We start from the raw sequence: 21,028 nt of genomic DNA on the forward strand, positions 1-21,028 counted from the left end.
TCTTCCTCTAAAGAACAGAAAAATAAAAAGTCACTCTTCTATTGGAGCATGAGAAGAGTGACTTTTATTAGCAATCTTTTTGTTCTAATGTGTTATATAGGGGGTTTTATATTTTCTTTGAATAATAAATAAAAGATCAACATATTGATCATGTTTATGTTGATCTTTTATTATCTGTCCCCTAATGGCGCTTTATTATTGAACAATGCAAATATGAAAAATAGATGCTAAAAAGGAAAATTTATTTAACTGAAGGTATGAAATCTTACCCTTTAGCAAATTCAGATTGAGCTGAGTACCAGCTTAATTAGAGTGTTGTTTTCATTCCTTTTTTGCTGATTGTTTTTGTGTGGCTACTGTCCTGTCTTATAAGCAATACTAATATAAAGCCAATAAGAAGCATCACGCTAAGAAATATTAAACCATCACCAGTAGAGCCCGTTGATTCCTTAAGAATCCCTATTGCATAGGGCCCGAGAAAACCGCCCAGATTTCCAATTGAGTTAATTACAGCAATTCCTACAACTGTTGTTGAAGGAGCTAATAACATTGATGGTAATGCAAAGAACGGTCCTTTGAAACAGTACATTCCAGCGAGAGAAAGGGTAATAAATAACATTGAAATAAAGGGGTTGCTTGTCAATCCAGCTCCTATTAGAGCGAGAGCTCCAATCATGAGTGGAATAGCTGAATGCATTTTTCTTTCTCCAGTGCGATCAGAGCGAACTGCCCAGTAATTCATAGCAATTGTAGCCACAATAAAAGGAATAGTTGATATCAAGCCAATTTGAGTATTACTTAGAAAGCTTGATAACTCTTTAATAATTTGAGGCATCCAATAACCTACACCAAGGCTTCCTGAAATATAGACAAAGTAAATGATGGCTAAATGCCAAACCTTTTTGTCCGTTAATGCTTTTTTATGATCTTTGTCTTGTATCCCTTTCTTTCCTATAGTCTCTTTTCTATCCTTACGAAGTTCTTCAATAAGCCACGTTTTCTCTTCCTTTGAAAGCCATTTAGCTTCTTCGGGTTTATTAGTCAAATAGAAAAATGTGATAATTCCTAAAATAACGGCTGGAGCACCTTCTAAAATGAACATCCAACGCCAGCCTGAAATACCAAACCATCCAATGTTATCCATAATCCATGTTGATAATGGACCACCGATAATATAAGATACGGGAATAGCGGTCATAAACATAGCAATTGTAGTGGCGAGTTCTTTTTTTCTAAACCATGAGTTTAAATAAAGAATAATCCCTGGAAAAAAGCCGGCTTCAGCGATCCCAAGTAAGAAGCGAATAATATAAAGATGAAAAGCATCTTGTGCAAAAGCTGTTGCAACTGATACTGCTCCCCAAGTAATGAGAATACGTGTGATCCATACTCTTGATCCATAACGTTGGAGTAAAATATTACTCGGTACTTCAAATAAGAAGTAACCTATAAAGAAAATTCCAGAAATGAATCCAAAGACTTCACTAGATATACCAAGTTCCTCATTCATATCTAAAGCAGCATAGCCAATGTTTGCACGATCTAAATAGGAAACAATATAAAGTATAAAGATAAAAGGAACAATACGTCTTGTCACTTTCTTTATAGTACGTTTTTCTATAGAAGTTCCATTTTGTTCACTCATGCTTTTTCCTCCTAGTTTGAAAATAATGATCAAGCCATCAGACTTTTTACTACATTATCGGAATTAACTAAATTACCATCCGCCCTCAATTTAAATGAGATATCATTGTAAGGGCTTTCAAAAAGTAGATTTATATAAAAAGGATAAGTATAAAGTGATGATATGTACGCTTATATCCCAAAATATAAATATCCTTAATAAAATAATATTTGTAATACAAATTCGGTTGGTGTATTGTTTTGATTTGTATTTTTTTATTATAAAGGCAGTTATTATCGTTGTAAATCAAAAAAATAAATAATTTTCAGAATTATTAACTAGAAATTTGTGTTACAAATTTATATAATAGTAACAAGTTGAAAAAATATTTAGTGATGGAAAGGTAGACTTTTATGCCAAAAAAGGAAAAAATCTCGCAAATTATTTCAAGGGAATTGTTACAGCTGATAGAAGAAGGAAAATATTCTCCTGGAACAAAACTGCCAACAGAAATGGAATTAGCTGCTCAATTTGGGGTAAGTCGTGTACCTATTAGAGAAGCTTTAAGTGTTCTCCGTGCGTCAGGGGTGATAAGTTCTAAACAGGGAGGAGGGAGTTATGTTGAGGAAGCAACAAGCAAAGCCCTCCTTCAGGGGATCAAAATTGAAAATGAGGATATGGAGAATATAAAATTTTTATTTGAAATGAGAAAAGCTTTAGAACCCGAGTCTGCCTTTTTAGCTGCGACAAGACGAACACCAGAGCAACTTGAAAGAATGAAAGAGATCTTGGGTCGTCTTGAAAAAGAATCTGTAGCAGAAGGGAAAAGCGGAATGGAAGCAGATATAGAGTTTCACAGGTCTATTGTTATGGCAACCCATAATCCAGTTATGATTCAAACAATTGAAAACCTTTCTATACTGTATGAAAAAGCCTTAAAAATCACACTTCAGCCTAACACGGAGTTAGAGCACAAAAGAAGAAGTGTGTATAGAGAGCATCAACGTATAGTAGAAGCAATAGAACTTGAAGAACCAGAGCTTGCAAGAGTTCAATGTCTCATTCATTTAAGAAATGCAGAGAAAAAATTAGGTCTATTCATCAAGAACTTTGTAGTTGAGACTGATTAGGAGGGAAAAAATGAAAGCGCTTATCCCTGACCATATTATTGAGATGAAGAAAATTGTAAAGACAGGCAGAGTACTATTAGACGAAAGTGATCGTTACAGTTATGCATTTGACGCATCATTTGGAACCTATCTTCCTGATGCAGTCATCCAAACAAAAAGTGTTCAGGAGCTCGCAATGCTTGTTAAATTTGCTAATCGTGAGAATATCCCCATTTATCCAAGAGGGCAATCTACTTCTTTAAGTGGAGGGCCACTTCCATTACAAGGAGGCATCGTAATTGATCTATCAGTGATGGATAATGTATTAGAAATCTATGAAGAGGATCTTGTTGCAGTAGTTTCCCCTGGAGTCCTTACTGCTTCTATTCATAAAGCTGCTGAAGAGAAGGGATTGATGTACCCACCTGATCCAAGTAGCTCACATGTGTCGACAATTGGGGGCAATTTAGCTGAAAATTCAGGGGGACCTCGAGGGTTAAAATACGGTGTAACAAAAGACTATGTAATCGGTCTTGAAGTCATAACACCAGAAGGAGAAATCATTCAAATTGGTGGAAAAACCGTAAAAAATGTAACAGGTTATGATTTAACAAAGCTTATAGTAGGTTCTGAAGGGACATTGGGAATTATTACGAAAGCAACTCTTCGCCTTCTTCCTAAGCCGTTAGGCACAGCAGCTCTCATGGCAATCTTTTCAACTCTAGTTGATGCAGGAAAGGCAATCTCTAAAATTCTTTCTTCTGGTATTTTGCCTTCTAAAATGGAACTAATGGACCAGGCCTCTATAGTCGCCGTTGAAAACTATCAGCCAATGGGTCTTCCAACAGATGCCGAGGCCATAATATTAATAGAACTTGATGGGCATCCATTGGCTTTGAAGGAAGAAGTTCAAAGCGTTGAATGTTTATGCCATTCTGTTGGTGCAAATAAGGTGATCATTCCACAGAATAGTTTGGAAAAGGAGGAAATATGGAAGGCGAGGAAGTTAGTATCACCAGCTATTGTAAGAATTAAGCCTACCAAAATCTCTGAAGATGCTACAGTACCGAGAAGTAAAATCCCTGAAATGTGTGAAAGACTGCAACAGATTAAGAAGAAATATAATGTGAATCTAGTTGTCTTTGGCCATGCAGGAGATGGGAATCTTCATCCTAATATTATTTGTGATAAAAATGACTTAGAAGAGATGACTAGAGTAGAAAAGGCCGTAGCTGAAATTTTTACAGCAGCAGTAGAGCTAGGGGGAACGTTGTCAGGTGAACATGGGATTGGCACTATGAAAGCTCCTTTTATGGAAATGGAGCTTGGACAAATTGGATTGGATATGATGAAAAGAATAAAAAAAGCATGGGATCCTAATGACATTATGAATCCGGGTAAGATTTTTCCTGAACCTGGACAGAAACTGGAGTTGAAATAGTATGAACCGTACAATTGAGCAATTAAGGCAAGAGCTTCACTATGATAAAACAAATAAGTGTGTTCAATGCGGTTACTGTCTTCCTGTATGTCCTACTTATATGAGTATGGGGAAAGAAACACATTCCCCGCGCGGTAGAATTAATCTAGTGAAAATGGTTGGGGAAGGTAAAATAAAAGATTTATCAGTTCTAGAAGAACCTCTTAATCTATGTTTAGGATGCAGAGCGTGTGAAACGGCTTGTCCAACAGGGGTGGAATATGGATCTATTCTTGAAGCGGCAAGAGCGGCATTAGTGAAGAGAAAAACCTTCTCTTCTCCTGTTAGACTTGTTCGGAATACGATGTTTAAAAAAGTATTTCCAAGCAAATATATGATGGGGCTTACAGGTAACTCCTATTGGCTGTATGAAAAAACAGGGTTACAAAAGGTAATGAGAAAATCAAATCTCTTGAAGAAGTTGCCTTTCCATTTAGGGGAGTTCGAAACAATTATGCCTAAGGCTATTTCACCTAAACAACGCTCTCATTTTAGTTCATTTGTGAAAGCAAAGGGAGAACGCAAATATACAGTAGCATTTTTTACAGGCTGTATCATGGATGCGATGTTTCGTAAAATTAATGAATTATCGATTCAATTGTTGGCTGAAGTCGGATGTGATGTATATATTGTTGAAAAGCAAACCTGCTGTGGTGCTTTACATGCACACTCAGGTGAAATGGATGATGCAAAAGAACTTGCCAAAAAGAATATTGCGGCTTTTGAAGAAATAAAAGCGGATTATATTGTCAACAATTCAGGGGGATGCGGGGCGATGCTTTATGAATACGGTCATCTTCTTAAAGCGGAACCTGAGTGGTCAGAGAAGGCTGAAGATTTTTCTTCAAAATCAAAAGATATTAGCCAAATTCTTGTCTTATGTGGAGGTTTACGAAATTCCCCCCCTAGAAATGATGAAAGAGTCACATATCAAAGATCGTGTCATATGACAAATGTACAAAAGGTAACTAACGAACCGGTAGAGCTTATAAAAAGTATACCAGGCGTAGAGTTTGTGGAGATGAAGGATGCCGATATGTGTTGTGGTTCAGCGGGAATATATAATATTGTGAACTACGATGAATCTATGGAAATATTAAATGAAAAGATGAAGCATATGAAGGAAACTAAAGCTTCAGTTATTATAACTACTAACCCAGGATGCCTAATACAGATGAAAATAGGAATTGAACGAGAGAACTTATCTTCGTCTGTTAAAGTTCTTCATCTTATTGAGTATTTGGCAGATGCGACAGGAATTTCATAAATCTGATCGAAAATCTTTATAAAGCTTATTTGGTTTTAGGGTAAAAACTTTAACAGAACTTTTTCTCTTGACTCATATTCAAGGCAAAGAGGAGTACATCTCTCTATGTATAGTTATAAAGGAAGTAATAAAAACTACTAGAATCTTATAAAAGAATTAGGCCTAGCAACTAATCTAAAAATGATTGCTAGGCCTTTTTTATGAGCAAAGTTCAAAATAACAGCCTTATATAATTAATAATAAACGAGTAAGCAGTTATTTGACAAAAATCAAATAATTCAAGTATCATTACCTTAGTAAAGTACTCTAATTAGAGTACTATATAATGAGTGAACTATAAATCTTTTCTTATTATCAAAAGTGAAGAGTCTTTAAATGAAAAAAATCCTACTATTAAAATGTGAAGGGAGATTTTTATGGAAAAAGAAGTTATTGCACTTAAAGAGATTATGAAGGCTAAGAAACGATCAGATGAATTCTTTCCAATTAATTGGTATAAGGAAAAGCTTGAAAAAGATCCTGTCTATTTTCACGAGGAAACCAACACATGGAACGTTTTTAAATATAAACATGTAAAAGAAGTGCTGAGCAACTATAAATTCTTCTCAAGTGAAGGAGAACGAACAACAATTTCTGTTGGCGCCAAAAGTAAAGAAGGTCAAACTCCTGATAAAGTACAGCTCACAAATGTAGATCCTCCAGCACATCGTAAAAGTCGATCATTGCTATCTGCAGCTTTCACACCGCGAAGTTTGAAAGAGTGGGAGCCACGTATTCGCCAAATTGTTAGAAATCTTTTGGATAATATAGAGGAAAACAGTGAAAATGACATTGTTCAAGTACTGACAGGGCCTCTACCAGCTGTAGTTATGGCTGATTTGTTTGGTCTTTCAAATACTGATCAAATGTTATTTAAAAAATGGGTTGATATTCTCTTCCAGCCGTTTGATAAAAACAAACAAGAAGATATTGAAGCACAAAAACAAAAGGCTGCGAAAGAATATTACGAGTACCTTTATCCATACGTAGCAGAACGACGCTTCAATCTTTCAGATGATATTATTTCGGATTTAATTCGGGCAGAAGTAGACGGCGAGAAGTTTACAGATGATGAAATTGTCCGCATAACAATGATGATTTTAGGAGCGGGTATTGAAACAACAAGTCATATGTTAGCTAATACATTTTATGCGCTTTTATATGATGATCAATCCATATATGAAGAATTGCACACTAATATAAAACTAGTGCCGAATACGGTAGAAGAAATGCTTCGCTATCGCTTTCATATGTCAAGAAGAGACCGTACTGTAAAACAAGATAACGATTTGCTTGGTGTTCCTTTGAAGAAAGGCGATGTCGTGATTGCATGGATGAGTGCTGCAAACGTTGATGAAGAAGTATTTGAAAATCCATTTTCACTTGATATTCATCGTTCCAATAATAAAAAGCATTTAACATTTGGAAGTGGCACGCATTTTTGTCTTGGTGCACCGCTTGCAAGATTAGAAGGGCAGATTGCACTCGAAGAATTTGTGCAAAGATTTTCTAAAATTGAGCCGGTAGAAGGATTTGAATTAGAAGAGAATTTAACAGATTCAGCAACAGGTCAATCTTTAACACACCTTCCCCTTAAAGTATATAAGTAAATACGAACAAAAAAGGAGCAGCTCTTTTGGGCTGCTCTTTTTTGAGCTATACTAATGTTTATTGACATGATAGAAACGCTAAGAAATTTAAGGTACACTAGGATGGAAATAATATTAATAAAAATTATTTGTTGAAACTGTTAGAAAGTGGGGCAATTTTATGTCACTGTCACTGGAGATTTTTATACTTGGTATTCTAAGTGAAGGTCACAGTCATCCGTATGAAATCAAGAAAACGATCTTGAAAAATTTAAGCGATGAGGAAAACCTTAAAATAAAAGACGGTACATTGTATTATCGATTTGATACGTTACTAAAAAAAGAACTTATTCAAAAAGTAGAAGTTGTGCGTGAAGTAAATCGTCCTGATAAAACAATGTATGCTATTACAGATAAAGGACGAGAAGTATTAAAAGAAGATATTTATAAAAGCTTTAAAAACTTTTCAAATATTAAAACAGTCTATTCATCCATCCTTTTTTTAAAACATGTAGATCTTCAAATTGTTATGTTTCTTGTTCAAGAAGCAATTGAAAAAGTAAAGAAACAAAGGGAACAGTTAATAAATGAAAGTGCTGCAGAATGGTGGGAAAGTAGGGAAACTGAAATAGACTATGGAGAAAAAGAAGATTATCATTTTGTTAAAAACCATTTTAATGAAACAATAGATTTCAACTTAGCAGGCCTTGAAAAATTTCTTGCGTTTCTTAAACAAAAACAATAAAAAACGGCCCAACAATATGTTGGACCGTTTTTTTGATAAGTATAAACATTCAAGCAAGATTAAGAGTCCATCAGCCCTTGTTGAAATGCATAGCTTGTAAGCTGGACTCTATTTTCAAGGTGAAGTTTGCTTAAAATGTTTTTTAAGTGACTTTTTACTGTATGCTCTGAGATAAAAAGAGATTCCGAAATGTCCCGGTTTGAGAGGCCTTTTGCGACAAGATGCAATACTTCAAGTTCTCGATTAGACAAAGGAATTTCTTTTGTCTCTTCCTTTTTATTTTGAGGAAATTCTTTTAAGATTTGAAAGGCAATTTCTTTTGACATTGGCACTTCATCGAGCGCAAAAGCTTTCAAATATTCATACCAAGAATCAGATTGAATGTTTTTCAACAAATAGCCTTGAGCTCCTTGTTTCAAGGCATTAAACAAGTCTGTAATATCATCAGAAACGGTGATAATCACAATTTTTACATATGGGAATTGGAGCTTGATTCTTTTTGTCGCTTCAAGACCGTCCATAACAGGCATTTGAATATCCATTAAAATAATATCTGGCATTAGCTTTTCTGTTAATTCAAGCGCTTCTTTCCCATTTCGACCTTCGCCAACAATCAAAAAGTCTTCATATTCTTCAAGTATATCTCGAATGCCTTCTCTTGCATGAGCATGGTCATCAACAATTAAAATTCTAAAAGATCTTTCTTCCATTTATTACGCCTCCTTTTTTAGTTCAACAATTGTTTCATCGTTTTCCCGTCGCATTGAAAACTCCCAATTCATATCACGAGCTCGATTTTTCATAATTTGAAGTCCATACCCTTCGTGGATAGGGAAAGTAAAGCCTGTTCCTTTATCTTTTACATAACAAAACCAACCCTTTTCTGTTTCTTTAGCAAGTATCCAAATTTCATTTGTTTTGGCATGCTTCATTACGTTTGTGACCGCTTCTTTAATACACGCAAAAAGCTCAACTTTTTCTTTAGATGAAAGGGTATCCTCTTTGATTTTCCACTGAAGATGGACGCGCATAAAGTGCTGATTTTCCAGCTCTTCTTTGTATTGATGAATACGTTCTTTCCAGCTAAAAGTAGTGTGGGTTGGAGCATATTTTAAATTCGTAATCGATTGCCTTGTATCATCGTGAACGTGCTGAAGCGTTTGTTTGATTTTCTGGAAATCTTCATTTTCTTGAAGGCCGTGATGACGCCCAAATTTATTTACTTTTACAGATAAGAGAAAAAGCGACTGAGCAATCCCGTCATGAAGCTCGCGTGCTAAATTTTCTCGTTCAAGCAAAGCCGCTTTTTTCGCTTTCTCAGTTTTTAACTCTTCATGCATACGTTCTAAAATCGCAAACAGCTTGCGTAAAAAGACGATTGTAATCATAAAAACAAACAGGGGGGAAAGAATATTTCCTGTCTCCATCGAAATATAGGGAAGCAAGAAAGCGTGACGACTATATTCCCAGAGACCAATTGCAACCGTTGGCAATATTAAAATTAGCCATTTAATTCCTTTATAACTCAAATTCTCACCTTGTTTCTTTTCAAATGTGTCTATATTTTATCATTTGTTGTAACGTTTGCTCTATTTTTTAATCAAAATCACTCTTTTGAGTTATTATTTTAATTTTTACTTTCTCTTATAATGAACAAGGAGTATTAAAGAGGTAAGGAGCAATAAATATGATGAACAAAAAAGTACCGCTGCTTTTATGCTTTTTGCTTCTGCTTGTATTTCATCCTTTAAAAACATCTGCACACGCTGTTCTTTTAAAGGCAACCCCAGAGGAGCAAAGTGAGCTAAAAGAAATGCCAGATGAAGTTTCGCTTACATTTAATGAACGACTAGATGGAGAAGTGTTTGATCTTAAAGTTCGAGATGACAAAGGAGAGGTTATTACAAAGAAAAAGGCTGTCATTAGTGAAGATCACAAAACGATTTCGCTAGACGTTCCGAATCAGCCAAAAGGAATCTACACGTTAAGCTATTCCATTATTTCAGCTGACGGACACCCTGTAAAAGGAACATACATATTCTCAGTTGGGGAAAAAATAGCAGGTCCTGTAACAGACCGTAGTGATGGATTTCAACAGGGAAGCGACGCGATTTATAACATCTTGTTATCAATTGTGCAAGTTTGTTATTACCTTTTACTTTTGTTATCGGTAGGATGGGTGTTGTGGAAATGGTTCATTCCGTTTCAAACTAAAGAAAATGAGGAGACTTACGGTCAAAAGTACAAAGGAATTTATTTAAACTACATGGTCTTTTTAGTGTTAAGCATTGTAGTGCAAGCGATGAACGTATTAAATGGTTCCTCCGCTTCCCAAATAGGCACGTTTATCTTTAGTTCTCCCACAGGACTTTCTTGGATTCTTTCACTTTTTTTAGCACTTATCGGTTATTTTCTTGTTTCAAAGCACAAAGGATTTGATTTTGTATGGGCAGGGCTTGTTCTTTTAGTTAGTACATTAAACGGTCATGCTGTTGCAACAAACATACCGTACTACACGGTCATGCTTGATTTTATTCATCTCATTACAGCTGCATTATGGGCTGGAGGGATTGTATATCTTCTGCTTTTCTTTAAGAAGCATAGAGAAGACGTTCTGCTATTTATACCGAAGTTTTCAAAGACAGCACTTTTTAGCTTACTTTTACTAATCATAACCGGTATTTTATATACGTTGATGATTGTACCAAACATTAGCGTGATTTTTTATACGACATGGGGGATTTTACTTCTTGTAAAAGTCGGGCTTGTGTGCGTTGTGCTTATCATCGGAGCATTAGTCCGGAATGCATTAAAGAAAAATGAGCAAACTAATTTGAAAAAGCTTCTTACTTTAGATGTAACGCTAATGGCACTAATTGTGCTAATTGTCGGGATTATTACTCATTTGAACCCAATTCCGCAAAATCAACCATTGTTATGGAAAGAAGAGCAACAAGGAATGTACATCGTAACCAAAACAAGTACGTTGCAACAAGGAAACTTTGCAATTATTGTTAGTCCGTCACAACCTAAAGACGGTTCTTCGATTCAAATGGTAACAGCTACGTTAACGCCAAAAGGAAAAGGGAAAGAAGAAGCTATTGAAATTCCACTTGAAAAAGAAGACTCATCGTCTTACAAAACGAGTAAAGCTGTACTTCCATATGCCGGAGAGTGGGATTTATCGGTTAGAGTGGTTACAACAGAGTTAGATGAATTTATTATTCACAAAAACATTCAAGTTTTTGATCATTAAAATAGGAAAGAAGGATAATATGATGAAGAAAAAAGTAACGACGATTTTAGCTGCTCTTGTACTATCAACTATTTCTTTTGTAGGAGCTGCAAGTGCACACGTTGTTGTTTATCCACAAGAAGTAACACAAGGATCATATGAAAAATTCACAGTCCGTGTTCCAACTGAAAAAGACATTCCAACAACAAAAGTGAAAATTGACATTCCAAAAGATGTGGAAATTTCACGCTTTGAGCCAAAGCCTGGCTGGACGTATGAGCTTGAAAAAGATTCTTCAGGATTAATTAAGAGTGTAACATGGACAGCAACTGGTGAAGGACTTTCAGCAACAGAGTTTGGAGAGTTTAGCATGCAAGGTAAAGTTGGCGATTCAGCGGAGAAAATTGCTTGGAAAGCGTATCAAACATATAAAGACGGCTCTGTTGTTGCTTGGGAAGGACCAGCAGATGCAGAGTTACCAGCATCCATTACAAAAGTTGTAAAAGGTAATACAACAACAGACGCACATGGTGTTGCTACAGAGGAAACAACAGACAACACAGACAACGAGGAAAGTGAAGAAAACTCAACTTCTAATATTCCTCTTATCCTTTCTATTATCGCTGTTATCCTAGGAGCTGTTGCTCTTATGCGCTCATTTGTAAAAAAATAAATGTAAAAAAGAGACGTCCTAGAAAGGGCGTCTCTTTTTTTAGAAGTTTCGCGTTGTACTTCTTCCGGAAAAAAATGTGCTTTCAAAAATAGGATTCAATGGTTTTAGCTTAAAGATAATATAGTGAGTGAAAGAAGCCATAATGATTCCATTTAATGCTCCTGCCATAATATCAAGTGGATAATGTACACCTACCCATACTCGTGAAAAGGCAATTCCAATCGCAAGTATTCCCCATATGTAGCGAGTACTTAAGCCGCATAAAATAATGGTGAAAGCAATAGCAAAGGCAGCTGTAGCATGGTCGCTTGGAAACGAGGAGCTTGTGCTATGTTCAACTAATTGATTCACCTCATGTGATACAAACGGCCTGTCTCGAAAAAAGAAGAAGCGAATCACACGGTTGACAGCAAAACCGAGTACAAGTGCAAAACCAGCTTGCATTGCGATAACGCGTGAGTAATTGCGGTTGATAAGAAATAAAACAACAAGCAATAGCGCAAAAGCATACTGCAAATAGTCCGCAAAGAAAATCATAATATGATCTAAAAACGCATTGTGATCTGCTTTGCTGTTCACCCACTCAAACCACGAATAATCTAAATTTCCAATACTCATCCAAAAACCCCTTTAATCTCTATTACATTCTCTTGTTTAGCATCCAAGTAAGCCATTTTTTTATATTTATATAAAACAAGAGAAACAACATTTAAAAGGACGTTAAAAAGGAAAATTTGTTGCAGTTTCTTTTAAAAAAAGTAAAATGTCTCTCTTATTTAAGTTATATAACCTATAAGAGGGAATCATTCCTATAAGGGTAGTTATAGATGAAAAATAAAAAAGCTAAGCGTTTTGTTTTATTTACAGTAAAGAAGGCAATAAAATCCCCCAACTTAGAGATAGTTGAGGGGATTTTATTATCTTATTTTCTTACTTGTTTTCTCTTCTTGTTAGACGAAGATTATATTTAAATGTTTCCTCGTCAGAAGAAAGCTTATATCCTAAAGTAGGATTATAGTCTACATATAACTTTTTTGGGAGATACTTTAATGAATCAGTAGAGATAAGAAAAGGAATACCTTCCACTTCAACCTTTGTATCTTCTGTTTGTTTTTCATCAATCCATAGGTGATGATCTACATAAAGAGAACAACTTCCTACAAAAATCGCTTCTATACGAACTCCCTCTGTCTCGTTAAAAGACACTTCGTTTAATGCTTCTGATGCTGACGGTTTAACAATTAAATTCATGTTTTATTCTGCTCCTCTTACTGTATTGTGAAAGAAAGGGTCTATGCATTTATATACCCAATATAATCTTTGATAAAGCAGCAAAATGCTTTTCTTCATTCTTATGTTGTCCATGAAAGGGTTTCTAAAAATTGATAAACATCTCTATGAAGTTCTTCTTTTTGACGGTCTAATGTGATGACATGACCAGAATGCTCATACCACTTCAAATCTTTATGTATAGAAGAGATGCTATTATAAAGCAAGTTTGCACTATCAGCGTTAATCTGCTGGTCAAGACGTCCTTGCACAACCAAAGTTGAAGCGTTTATATATGGAAGTTCTTCCTTCACGCGCTTTATAAAGGAGAGGACCGACTCTATTGTATCTTCAGGTTGTGTATTAAAGGTATCTATCTCTAGATTAATACAATTGTCACTTTTTCCTTCCAACTTTTTATACTGCTTGGCATAGTCAACAATACTTTGAAGTAGCACATCTCGACTGATAATCTCTAAAGGCGCACACATTGATACAACACCTTTTACGTGAAGTTTTGTACTTAAGATCAAAGAAAATAAAGCACCAATCGATAACCCTACAACAGCGATTTCATGATATCCTTCACTTCTTAGTGTTTGATATCCTGCTAATACATCTTCCCACCAGTCTTTTGGTGAAGTATTCAGTAATTCCTCCGGTGGTTTTCCATGCCCTTTATAAAGTGGAGCGTATGATGTATACCCTTTAGCTTGTAGAAAGCGTCCTAGTTTTTTGATGTGGCCAGTACTGCCTTTGAATCCATGTAAAAGTAGGACAGCGCGAGGTCCACTTCTAAGGAAAAAAGGTTTTGGTGGAACTAGCTTCATGTTTTTCACTTCCCCAACAATATATTTACAAAAGGCAGACTTGTGTAAGTCTGCCTTTTCTTATTAAATATGAGCCTCATGTGATTTATGGACGGCTTTTTGCTCTGCTTTAATAAGAAAATACGTAAGCAGAAAGGCACCGAGAACGAAACAAAGTACAAGACCCACAACGCCTTCCCAACCAAAGTAAGGCCATAGTACACCGCCTACCGTTCCTCCAACACTAGATCCCGTATAGTAGAGGAATAGATAAAGAGACGAGGCCTGCGCTTTATTGATTGCAGCACGCTTTCCAACCCAGCTGCTCGCAATCGAATGACAGCTGAAAAAGCCGTATACAGAAAATCCTAAACCAACAAGCTTAACAACTAAGTGTCCGTTGATTGTAAGAAAGGCACCGAAGCATAGAAGAAATAATCCGAAAATTAAGGTTTGACGACGACCATATTTTCCAATCATCCGTCCTGATATAGCAGAGCTAAACATCCCTATAATAAGGAGAAGAAATATCCAGCTTACCGCTGATTGACTAAGAGAAAAAGGTGGTGCAACTAATACATAGCCAATATAGTTAAAAAGGGCAACATTACTTCCCAGTAGCAGAAAACCTAATCCGAATAAGCAAAGAAGGCCAGGGTCTTTCAAATGATGAAAAAGCGAGCCTGTTAATGTTGAAAGTTTCAGGGGACTGCTTATGAAGTTTTTGGATTGCGGAAGGTTTCTCCAAAAAATTACACTTGCAATAAAGCTAATGATTCCAACAATCAAAATGGCCCACTGCCAGCTCATAAATTCGGTTAACAAGCCAACAATAACGCGCCCAAACGTAGCTCCAACTGCGTTCCCGCATATATAAAGCCCCATTGCAGAACCTAAGCTTTTCGGCTCAATTTCTTCCCCAAGGTAAGCCATAGCAATTGAAGGCAGACCAGCTAAAGAAATTCCTTCAATCGTCCGCAAAATTAACAGCCAGTGAAAATCCGGACTAAACGGGGTCAGAATACAGATAACAGAAGCAGCAATCATAGAGATCACCATGACAGGTTTCCGTCCCCATGCTTCTGAAAGTGATCCAAATATCAACATCCCAATAGCAAGTGAGATTGTTGAAAGGGAGAGCGCTAGGCTCGCCTGTGCTGGTGTAACATGAAATTCTTCTGTGAAATGTGGGAGAAGGGGCTGCATACAGTATAGAATTGCAAATGTATTAAAGCCTGCCGCAAAAAAAGAAAAATTTGTTTTTCGATAAACGGCTGTTCCTTTTTGAATAAAGCCCATTTTATACTAGCACCAACCTTTGGGTGTGAACGATATTTATCATTGTTTTAACAATCCTTTCAGTAATAAAGGGCCCTTTTATAAAAAAATACAATATAAATGCTGACTGAACACATACTCGAGTTTGCTTCTACTTCTATGTTAGCACTGAATTTCTATGATGCATAATGTATTATAAAAATGAAATTGATGCATATTAGTTATCAATGTTTTCCGCTCTGGTTGTAGAAATTGACCACATTTTAACCATATTTGTTTCGGTTTATATAACTTTTAGGTTTTTGAAGAAGAGTTGGACGACTTCTTCCTAAAAGTTAAGATTGTAACTACACAATTGGATATCATTCTCGGAAACGAAGTTCAATTTGTCCGTTATGCTAAGAGGGAATTAGCTTGATTGAAAACTTAGGTCGATTGGATATTAAAGTCTCTAAATTACTATCAGACCGTTTTAGTCAATTAAAAGAGAATCATGAGGAAGAGGAGGAAAAGGAAATGACATATAAAGTGTGGTTGGATGCCAAGATCCAGGTCCAGCAGCTTATGGAATAAAAGAAAAGGACTTAGTATTACAATCGTACTAGAAACTAAATCTTATTTAGAAGCTCATTATAGCGATATATAAGTCGGATTAGGTCGATCAGGTGACTATTTCTTGTCATTAAGGGAAAGAGCTAGAAAAGCTAATAATTGGGGAGCAGATTTATTTGTTTCTGTTCATATCAATGCTGGAGGAGGAACAGGATTAGAAAGTTACACGTATCCAGGCACAACAGGAGCAACGAAACAATTACAGAAATCTCTTCATGAAGAAGTTTTGCTTACAATGAAAGCTTTTGGACAAGTATTAGATCGTGGACAAAAAGAAGCCCATGGGAGAGGGATTGCAAAGTATTTAGGTTTAAAATTAGTTGGGAGCTCAATTCACTCTTCAAAAACTAAGCCTGTTAAGCCCGAGATAAATCAAAAAGAACAGGAGGAAGAAAAGAGAAAAATGAGTAAATTTATTGGAGAATACCAGATGAATCAGTTAGAAACGATTTATCGTGAAGCAAGACAAGCTGGACTTCTCGAAGATGAACGTTGGGAAAGGAAAGTGTCGGATAAATCTATTACAGTTGGAGGAGTTACTTTGTTACCTTCTATCCTTACACATCAATTAAAGAGTGATTATGTATTAAAAGAGTAGAAAAATTATGTATTGTAAATACAAAAAATATAAATATGATATAAAAAGATGAACAGAAGGCCCCTATTCACAAAAGAAGTAGGGGCCTTTTTTACGATGAAGAGAACGGCAGTAAAAAAGTTGTAAATCAAGGAGATGAAATAAACTTTTCTTACTGCTGCTTTTTTAGTTTATGTTACCATTTATAAAAAGTAACTTGTTTATAATTACAAAATCTTTAATTTAAAGGGTAATCGCTCATTTAGAGTGCTAAATAATTTTAGCAGAAGTTAAGGCTGTTCTGAGATCCGAAACCACAGAAAGGTTCTCAAAATCTATTCCAATCTGGACGGCAGTTTGGGCAATTTCAGGTCGCATCCCTGACAGGGTACAATTTACACCTACCAATTGTAAAGCTTGAATTAATTGGAAGATTTGATAGGCAACCATGGTATCAATAATAAGCACCCCGGATAAGTCAATGAAGAGGCGTTTCACTCCTAGCTCGACACATTGATGTAAGGTACTATCAATCATTCTCTTAGCTCGCTCTGTATCAATGTCACCAACGAGAGGACGAACAGCTAAATCCTCACTAAGGGAAATGATAGGGGAACCTAACTCATAAATCATCTCTTTTTGAGCATTTAGACGTTCTTCAGCGTAGTCATAACTTTGCTTTGTGAAAGCTGTAATTACATAATTAAAATTCTCAATGATCTTACGGTTCCATTTATTAATGGTTTTTAGAGAATATGTTTCCTCACTTGTTTCCACAAATTCTTGAATATAGTCTAGATACTGTTCTTGATTGTTGAAAAATTCTTGTATCATAAGATGAATCGGTGTACGTTGATGTCCTTCATCCTTAGAAGTGGCATAAATCCATTGATCAAAAGCGGATAAGAACTCAACCTCCGAGCAGGATTCATCAAATACTTTACAAAAACATAGATGAAACTCATAATTTTGTTTCTTGAGCATTTCGATTACTTCAGGGTCATTTGAAGCATATATACCAGATGACTTCTTTTTATCCAAAGACTTATACCATTGTTCTGTTAATGAGTGAGTCCGTTCCAATAAAAAGTGATAAAGTTCATTATTCCTGTGCATTATAACATCCTCCTCATTTTTAATATCTTGTTCAGTGAAATTCTTACTAGGCACATAGCTCAGTATATATTCTTTCTATTATCCTAACAACTAATAGAGGTTGACTATACGGTCGGAAAAGGGGACTTTTATGAAAATAGTCGGGAAGGATATAAGTACAACTTTTGTCTTGGTAGCCCACTATAGGGTGGAGAATAGCTGACACTATACCTCGCTATAACCCTCTTATTTTGAAGTGGTGCTTTCTTATTTAATAGAAAGGAAACCCCTTCTTATATGAGTGGGGGTTCTTATAGCAGACCTTTATGCTATGATTAGTCAGCGTGTATTTAATTGTGGAGGTCTTGAACGTATTATGAATAATGTAGGGGATAAATATGCAAATTTAGATTTAAATAACATTTATGAGTATGCTAATCTATCTGGTGAAATTTAACTATCCTATAAACTTCTCCTTTCTTCATCATTAGCTAGCTTTCAAGTTTTTTTGTAACAGGGTGCAATAATATCTTATCTGTAAGGTCCGATCGTGATAAAATCAAACAAATAGAGCTATGAACCCTCATATATAAAATTGGCTAATAACAGGCAGCCATCGTGAAAAAGTTATTAGAGCAAAGGAGAAAGATCTGAATGGCAAAATTAAAGGATTGGAAAAATAATGCTCGTGGGCATAAATTTATAGCTTCTTTTAGCGGAGGAAAGGATAGTGTCTTAGCTCTATATAAAGCATTGAAGGTTGGGGAAGCGGTTGGACTGATCGTTATGCTAGAGGAAGAAGGGAAACGTTCTAGATCCCATGGAATGCCTCCGGAACTCATACGTGCCCAAGCTAAATCTATAGGTTTGACAGTATATACTGCAGCTGCAAGTTGGACAGATTATGAAAAAGTATTTATGCACCTTTTAGAAAAAGCTAAAAATAAAGGAGCAGAAGTGTTAGTAACTGGAGACCTAGATATGCCTGCCCATGGCTGTTGGCATGAAAAGGTTACGAAGAATGCTGGATTAAAGCTTGGGATACCTTTATGGGAAATGAATCATCGTGAAACTGTCGAAGAGTTCATAAATCTAGGATTTGTAACGATTATTGTAACTGTTAATTTATCATTAGGAATGCGAGAGGATGATTTAGGACGAATGTTAACCCATGAATACGTGAAGGAGCTTGAAGTTCGTGGTATCGACCCTTGCGGAGAAGGCGGAGAATTCCATACCACAGTAATAGATGGGCCCATTTTTAAACATCCTATTCCAGTTCGTAGATGTGAGATTATTAAGGACGGAGAATATGCTTTTTTGCCCTTGGAGCTAGATCAGATGTCGGATATGGATACCTTATAAAGTATAAAATAGCATAAAAAAGAGACGGTTTTCACCTAGGATTACATGGTCCCGCCTCTGAATTTTTAGGTTATGTCTATTTGGGGTTTTCGGTCTATTGGATAAAATTACTTTTGAAATTAAACTTTACCTCTAATTAAATGGTCTGATTGTTAAACAAGAAGTAAAAGGTTGATACATATTAGTCATGACTAATATGTATCAACCTTTATTTTTTAATCCTTTTTACGATTTAGGTCTTGATAATAAAATCTAATGATTGCCAACGGTCAATATTTACGTAAATATGCCACTTGTAGATTAACTAAAAATCTTTAAGCAGAGAATCTCTTATTAAATTGATAAGAGATTTTCTGTTCCTTTTCTAAAAAGATGAAAGAATTCAAAAACCAATTAAAAAGCCCAATCAATAATAGGAATTTATCATCTAATATATTAAATTTCTAACCTAATCATACAGGTACAGGAGATGAAACCTATGAATCTCATGAAGTTTGTGGATCAGCTACCACTCATGAAGACTGCCAAACCAGAGCGGAAAAGCAAAAAAGAATCTTATTACGAAATTGGAATGGAAGAATTTTATCAAAAACTGCACAGAGATTTACAACCGACACGTCTATGGGGATATAATCGTCAGTTTCCAGGCCCCATCATTGATGTCAAACAGGGGGAGTGTACTCAAATCAAATGGACTAATAATCTCCCCAATAAGCATTTCCTTCCAGTTGACCGATCGATACACCATGTTGCTCATCAACCAGAAGTACGGACCGTTGTCCATTTACACGGAAGTGAGACTCGACCATCTAGTGATGGCTATCCAGAGGCATGGTTTACCAGAGGATTTAAAGAGGTAGGCCCTTCTTTTGAAAGAAAAATATATGAATATCCTAATCATCAACGGGGTTCAACACTCTGGTACCACGATCACGCTATGGGCATTACAAGACTCAACGTCTATGCTGGACTCGCTGGTATGTATATCATTCGCGATGAAAAGGAAAACTCGTTAAATATACCAAAAGGAGACTATGAAATCCCACTTATGATTATGGACCGATCATTCAATGAGGACGGTTCCCTTTTTTATCCGAAACGACCTAACAATCCTTCTGAAAATTTACCGAATCCCTCAATTATTCCGGCTTTCCTGGGAGATACCATTCTTGTCAATGGAAAGGTATGGCCATATTTAGAAGTAGAACCACGCAAATATCGATTCCGACTACTGAATGCCTCGAATACTCGGGCTTATCAATTGTATCTTGATTCTGGGCAGTCTTTTCATCAAATCGGTTCAGACGGAGGCCTGTTACAAAAACCCGTACACCTGAAAAATTTTGCAATTGAGCCAGCAGAACGCGTAGACTTTATTTTCGATTTCTCTAAATATGAAGGCGAAACCATAACTTTAAAAAATGATCTTGGTCCTAATGCAAATCCAAATGATAATACGGGGGAAGTCATGCAATTTAAAGTGAGCCTACCTCTACAAGGAGAGGATAAAACTGTCATTCCGAAATACCTATCCAACATTCCTTCTCTTGAGCAAAATGAAGTAAAGACAATTCGAAATCTGAAACTTACAGGTTCGACCGATAAATACGGAAGACCTTTGCTGCTATTAAATAATAAAGCGTGGTCGGCATCTGTAACGGAAAAGCCATGTTTAGGTTCAACGGAAACTTGGTCATTAATCAACATCACTGGATTCACACATCCGATTCATATTCATTTGATTCAATTTCAGGTTTTAGATCGCCGTCCATTTGATCTTGATCTTTATAATCAGGAGGGCCAAATTGTATATACTGGCCCAGCCATACGACCGAAAGCCAACGAAAGAGGATGGAAAGATACTATAGCAGCTCCCTCTGCTCAAATCACGCGTGTCATCGCCCGGTTTGGTCCCTACACGGGGAATTATGTTTGGCATTGTCATATTTTAGAACATGAAGACTATGACATGATGCGTCCATTTACGGTTATAGATCCTAAGGATTTGAGTGGTGATAAATAAGGAGAGAGGATGAGTGATCGATTTTCGTTGGTGAGATAACCAGATAAGCCGTATGTAAAAAATGAAAGCTGTGTTCTCCCTTATTGAAAGGAATATCTCACTATAAACTAACTTTGAATATCATATACTATCTTAGTTCACATAATCGTTATTATCAGAAACAAAATAACAAAGAGAGTCGCATCATTACTAACGACATTCTCTTTGTTATTTTAAAAAACCTACAATAATGCCTTAAT

General features: G+C 36.0%; 19 protein-coding genes. 11 read left to right on the forward strand and 8 right to left on the reverse strand.

Features of this window, described 5'->3' with window-relative positions:
* Positions 1-307: 307 nt before the first annotated feature.
* Positions 308-1,645 carry an MFS transporter gene (locus MOC86_RS15445; RefSeq protein ID WP_268584950.1) on the reverse strand — a complete coding sequence of 446 codons (1,338 nt, stop codon included), beginning with the start codon at positions 1,643-1,645 and terminating at the stop codon, positions 308-310.
* A gap of 392 nt (positions 1,646-2,037) precedes the next feature.
* On the opposite strand from MOC86_RS15445, the gene MOC86_RS15450 reads away from it, so the two are divergent.
* The 5 genes from MOC86_RS15450 (at position 2,038) to MOC86_RS15470 (ending at position 7,853) form a co-directional block, all read left to right on the forward strand.
* Positions 2,038-2,754, forward strand: a complete 717-nt coding sequence (locus tag MOC86_RS15450) for a FadR/GntR family transcriptional regulator (RefSeq protein ID WP_268584951.1) — start codon at positions 2,038-2,040, stop codon at positions 2,752-2,754.
* A gap of 10 nt (positions 2,755-2,764) precedes the next feature.
* The gene (locus tag MOC86_RS15455; RefSeq protein ID WP_268584952.1) at positions 2,765-4,174 is read left to right on the forward strand and encodes an FAD-binding oxidoreductase; all 1,410 of its coding nucleotides are present in this window, start codon (positions 2,765-2,767) and stop codon (positions 4,172-4,174) included.
* 1 nt (position 4,175) lies between these two features.
* The gene (locus MOC86_RS15460; RefSeq protein WP_268584953.1) at positions 4,176-5,480 is read left to right on the forward strand and encodes a (Fe-S)-binding protein; all 1,305 of its coding nucleotides are present in this window, start codon (positions 4,176-4,178) and stop codon (positions 5,478-5,480) included.
* A 416-nt stretch (positions 5,481-5,896) separates the two neighbouring features.
* A complete protein-coding gene (locus MOC86_RS15465; RefSeq protein WP_268584954.1) occupies positions 5,897-7,129 on the forward strand; it encodes a cytochrome P450 in 1,233 nt (410 codons plus the stop codon).
* Between the two features lie 160 nt (positions 7,130-7,289).
* Complete coding sequence (locus MOC86_RS15470) at positions 7,290-7,853, forward strand: PadR family transcriptional regulator (RefSeq protein WP_268584955.1); 564 nt, start codon at positions 7,290-7,292, stop codon at positions 7,851-7,853.
* Positions 7,854-7,912: 59 nt separating this feature from the next.
* Here the strand turns inward: MOC86_RS15470 and MOC86_RS15475 are convergent, their stop codons facing one another.
* Both MOC86_RS15475 and MOC86_RS15480 read right to left on the reverse strand, forming a co-directional pair.
* On the reverse strand, positions 7,913-8,563 hold the full coding sequence (locus MOC86_RS15475) for a response regulator (RefSeq protein ID WP_268584956.1): 651 nt from the start codon (positions 8,561-8,563) through the stop codon (positions 7,913-7,915).
* 3 nt (positions 8,564-8,566) lie between these two features.
* On the reverse strand, positions 8,567-9,382 hold the full coding sequence (locus tag MOC86_RS15480; protein ID WP_268584957.1) for a sensor histidine kinase: 816 nt from the start codon (positions 9,380-9,382) through the stop codon (positions 8,567-8,569).
* A gap of 158 nt (positions 9,383-9,540) precedes the next feature.
* On the opposite strand from MOC86_RS15480, the gene MOC86_RS15485 reads away from it, so the two are divergent.
* Positions 9,541-11,109: a copper resistance CopC/CopD family protein gene (locus MOC86_RS15485; RefSeq protein ID WP_268584958.1), complete on the forward strand. Its 1,569-nt coding sequence runs from the start codon at positions 9,541-9,543 to the stop codon at positions 11,107-11,109.
* Positions 11,110-11,131: 22 nt separating this feature from the next.
* Positions 11,132-11,761 carry a YcnI family protein gene (locus MOC86_RS15490; protein ID WP_268584959.1) on the forward strand — a complete coding sequence of 210 codons (630 nt, stop codon included), beginning with the start codon at positions 11,132-11,134 and terminating at the stop codon, positions 11,759-11,761.
* A gap of 39 nt (positions 11,762-11,800) precedes the next feature.
* On the opposite strand, the gene MOC86_RS15495 is transcribed toward MOC86_RS15490, so the two are convergent.
* The 4 genes from MOC86_RS15495 to MOC86_RS15510 all read right to left on the reverse strand — a co-directional run bounded on the left by MOC86_RS15495 (position 11,801) and on the right by MOC86_RS15510 (position 15,138).
* Positions 11,801-12,379, reverse strand: a complete 579-nt coding sequence (locus MOC86_RS15495) for a phosphatase PAP2 family protein (RefSeq protein ID WP_268584960.1) — start codon at positions 12,377-12,379, stop codon at positions 11,801-11,803.
* A 312-nt stretch (positions 12,380-12,691) separates the two neighbouring features.
* Positions 12,692-13,012: an iron-sulfur cluster biosynthesis family protein gene (locus MOC86_RS15500; RefSeq protein WP_268584961.1), complete on the reverse strand. Its 321-nt coding sequence runs from the start codon at positions 13,010-13,012 to the stop codon at positions 12,692-12,694.
* A 101-nt stretch (positions 13,013-13,113) separates the two neighbouring features.
* Positions 13,114-13,860: an alpha/beta hydrolase gene (locus tag MOC86_RS15505; RefSeq protein WP_268584962.1), complete on the reverse strand. Its 747-nt coding sequence runs from the start codon at positions 13,858-13,860 to the stop codon at positions 13,114-13,116.
* A 63-nt stretch (positions 13,861-13,923) separates the two neighbouring features.
* Positions 13,924-15,138 (reverse strand): MFS transporter, encoded by a 1,215-nt coding sequence (locus MOC86_RS15510; protein ID WP_268584963.1) that lies wholly within the window; start codon positions 15,136-15,138, stop codon positions 13,924-13,926.
* A 393-nt stretch (positions 15,139-15,531) separates the two neighbouring features.
* On the opposite strand from MOC86_RS15510, the gene MOC86_RS15515 reads away from it, so the two are divergent.
* Positions 15,532-15,690 carry a hypothetical protein gene (locus MOC86_RS15515; protein ID WP_268584964.1) on the forward strand — a complete coding sequence of 53 codons (159 nt, stop codon included), beginning with the start codon at positions 15,532-15,534 and terminating at the stop codon, positions 15,688-15,690.
* 103 nt (positions 15,691-15,793) lie between these two features.
* A complete protein-coding gene (locus MOC86_RS15520; RefSeq protein ID WP_268584965.1) occupies positions 15,794-16,327 on the forward strand; it encodes an N-acetylmuramoyl-L-alanine amidase in 534 nt (177 codons plus the stop codon).
* A gap of 249 nt (positions 16,328-16,576) precedes the next feature.
* Here the strand turns inward: MOC86_RS15520 and MOC86_RS15525 are convergent, their stop codons facing one another.
* The gene (locus MOC86_RS15525; RefSeq protein WP_268584966.1) at positions 16,577-17,422 is read right to left on the reverse strand and encodes an STAS domain-containing protein; all 846 of its coding nucleotides are present in this window, start codon (positions 17,420-17,422) and stop codon (positions 16,577-16,579) included.
* 633 nt (positions 17,423-18,055) lie between these two features.
* Between MOC86_RS15525 and MOC86_RS15530 the strand changes: the two genes are divergently transcribed.
* Together MOC86_RS15530 and MOC86_RS15535 are read left to right on the forward strand one after the other, a co-directional pair.
* Entirely contained in the window at positions 18,056-18,766 is a 711-nt protein-coding gene (locus MOC86_RS15530; protein WP_268584967.1) for a diphthine--ammonia ligase, read from the forward strand.
* Between the two features lie 478 nt (positions 18,767-19,244).
* Positions 19,245-20,789 carry a multicopper oxidase gene (locus tag MOC86_RS15535; protein WP_268584968.1) on the forward strand — a complete coding sequence of 515 codons (1,545 nt, stop codon included), beginning with the start codon at positions 19,245-19,247 and terminating at the stop codon, positions 20,787-20,789.
* The last annotated feature ends 239 nt before the right edge of the window (positions 20,790-21,028 follow it).

Origin of the sequence: Priestia endophytica (genome assembly GCF_026790145.1) — a bacterium.
In the GTDB taxonomy this organism is placed as follows: domain Bacteria; phylum Bacillota; class Bacilli; order Bacillales; family Bacillaceae_H; genus Bacillus_I; species Bacillus_I endophytica_A.

Bases quoted from the DNA above. Each gene is read 5' to 3' on its own strand.
- MOC86_RS15455 (WP_268584952.1), top strand. From the start codon at position 2,765: ATGAAAGCGCTTATCCCTGACCATATTATTGAGATGAAGAAAATTGTA.
- MOC86_RS15510 (WP_268584963.1), bottom strand. From the start codon at position 15,138: ATGGGCTTTATTCAAAAAGGAACAGCCGTTTATCGAAAAACAAATTTT.
- MOC86_RS15460 (WP_268584953.1), top strand. From the start codon at position 4,176: ATGAACCGTACAATTGAGCAATTAAGGCAAGAGCTTCACTATGATAAA.
- MOC86_RS15530 (WP_268584967.1), top strand. From the start codon at position 18,056: ATGGCAAAATTAAAGGATTGGAAAAATAATGCTCGTGGGCATAAATTT.
- MOC86_RS15525 (WP_268584966.1), bottom strand. From the start codon at position 17,422: ATGCACAGGAATAATGAACTTTATCACTTTTTATTGGAACGGACTCAC.
- MOC86_RS15500 (WP_268584961.1), bottom strand. From the start codon at position 13,012: ATGAATTTAATTGTTAAACCGTCAGCATCAGAAGCATTAAACGAAGTG.
- MOC86_RS15535 (WP_268584968.1), top strand. From the start codon at position 19,245: ATGAATCTCATGAAGTTTGTGGATCAGCTACCACTCATGAAGACTGCC.
- MOC86_RS15465 (WP_268584954.1), top strand. From the start codon at position 5,897: ATGGAAAAAGAAGTTATTGCACTTAAAGAGATTATGAAGGCTAAGAAA.
- MOC86_RS15505 (WP_268584962.1), bottom strand. From the start codon at position 13,860: ATGAAGCTAGTTCCACCAAAACCTTTTTTCCTTAGAAGTGGACCTCGC.
- MOC86_RS15470 (WP_268584955.1), top strand. From the start codon at position 7,290: ATGTCACTGTCACTGGAGATTTTTATACTTGGTATTCTAAGTGAAGGT.
- MOC86_RS15495 (WP_268584960.1), bottom strand. From the start codon at position 12,379: ATGAGTATTGGAAATTTAGATTATTCGTGGTTTGAGTGGGTGAACAGC.
- MOC86_RS15475 (WP_268584956.1), bottom strand. From the start codon at position 8,563: ATGGAAGAAAGATCTTTTAGAATTTTAATTGTTGATGACCATGCTCAT.
- MOC86_RS15485 (WP_268584958.1), top strand. From the start codon at position 9,541: ATGATGAACAAAAAAGTACCGCTGCTTTTATGCTTTTTGCTTCTGCTT.
- MOC86_RS15450 (WP_268584951.1), top strand. From the start codon at position 2,038: ATGCCAAAAAAGGAAAAAATCTCGCAAATTATTTCAAGGGAATTGTTA.
- MOC86_RS15445 (WP_268584950.1), bottom strand. From the start codon at position 1,645: ATGAGTGAACAAAATGGAACTTCTATAGAAAAACGTACTATAAAGAAA.
- MOC86_RS15490 (WP_268584959.1), top strand. From the start codon at position 11,132: ATGAAGAAAAAAGTAACGACGATTTTAGCTGCTCTTGTACTATCAACT.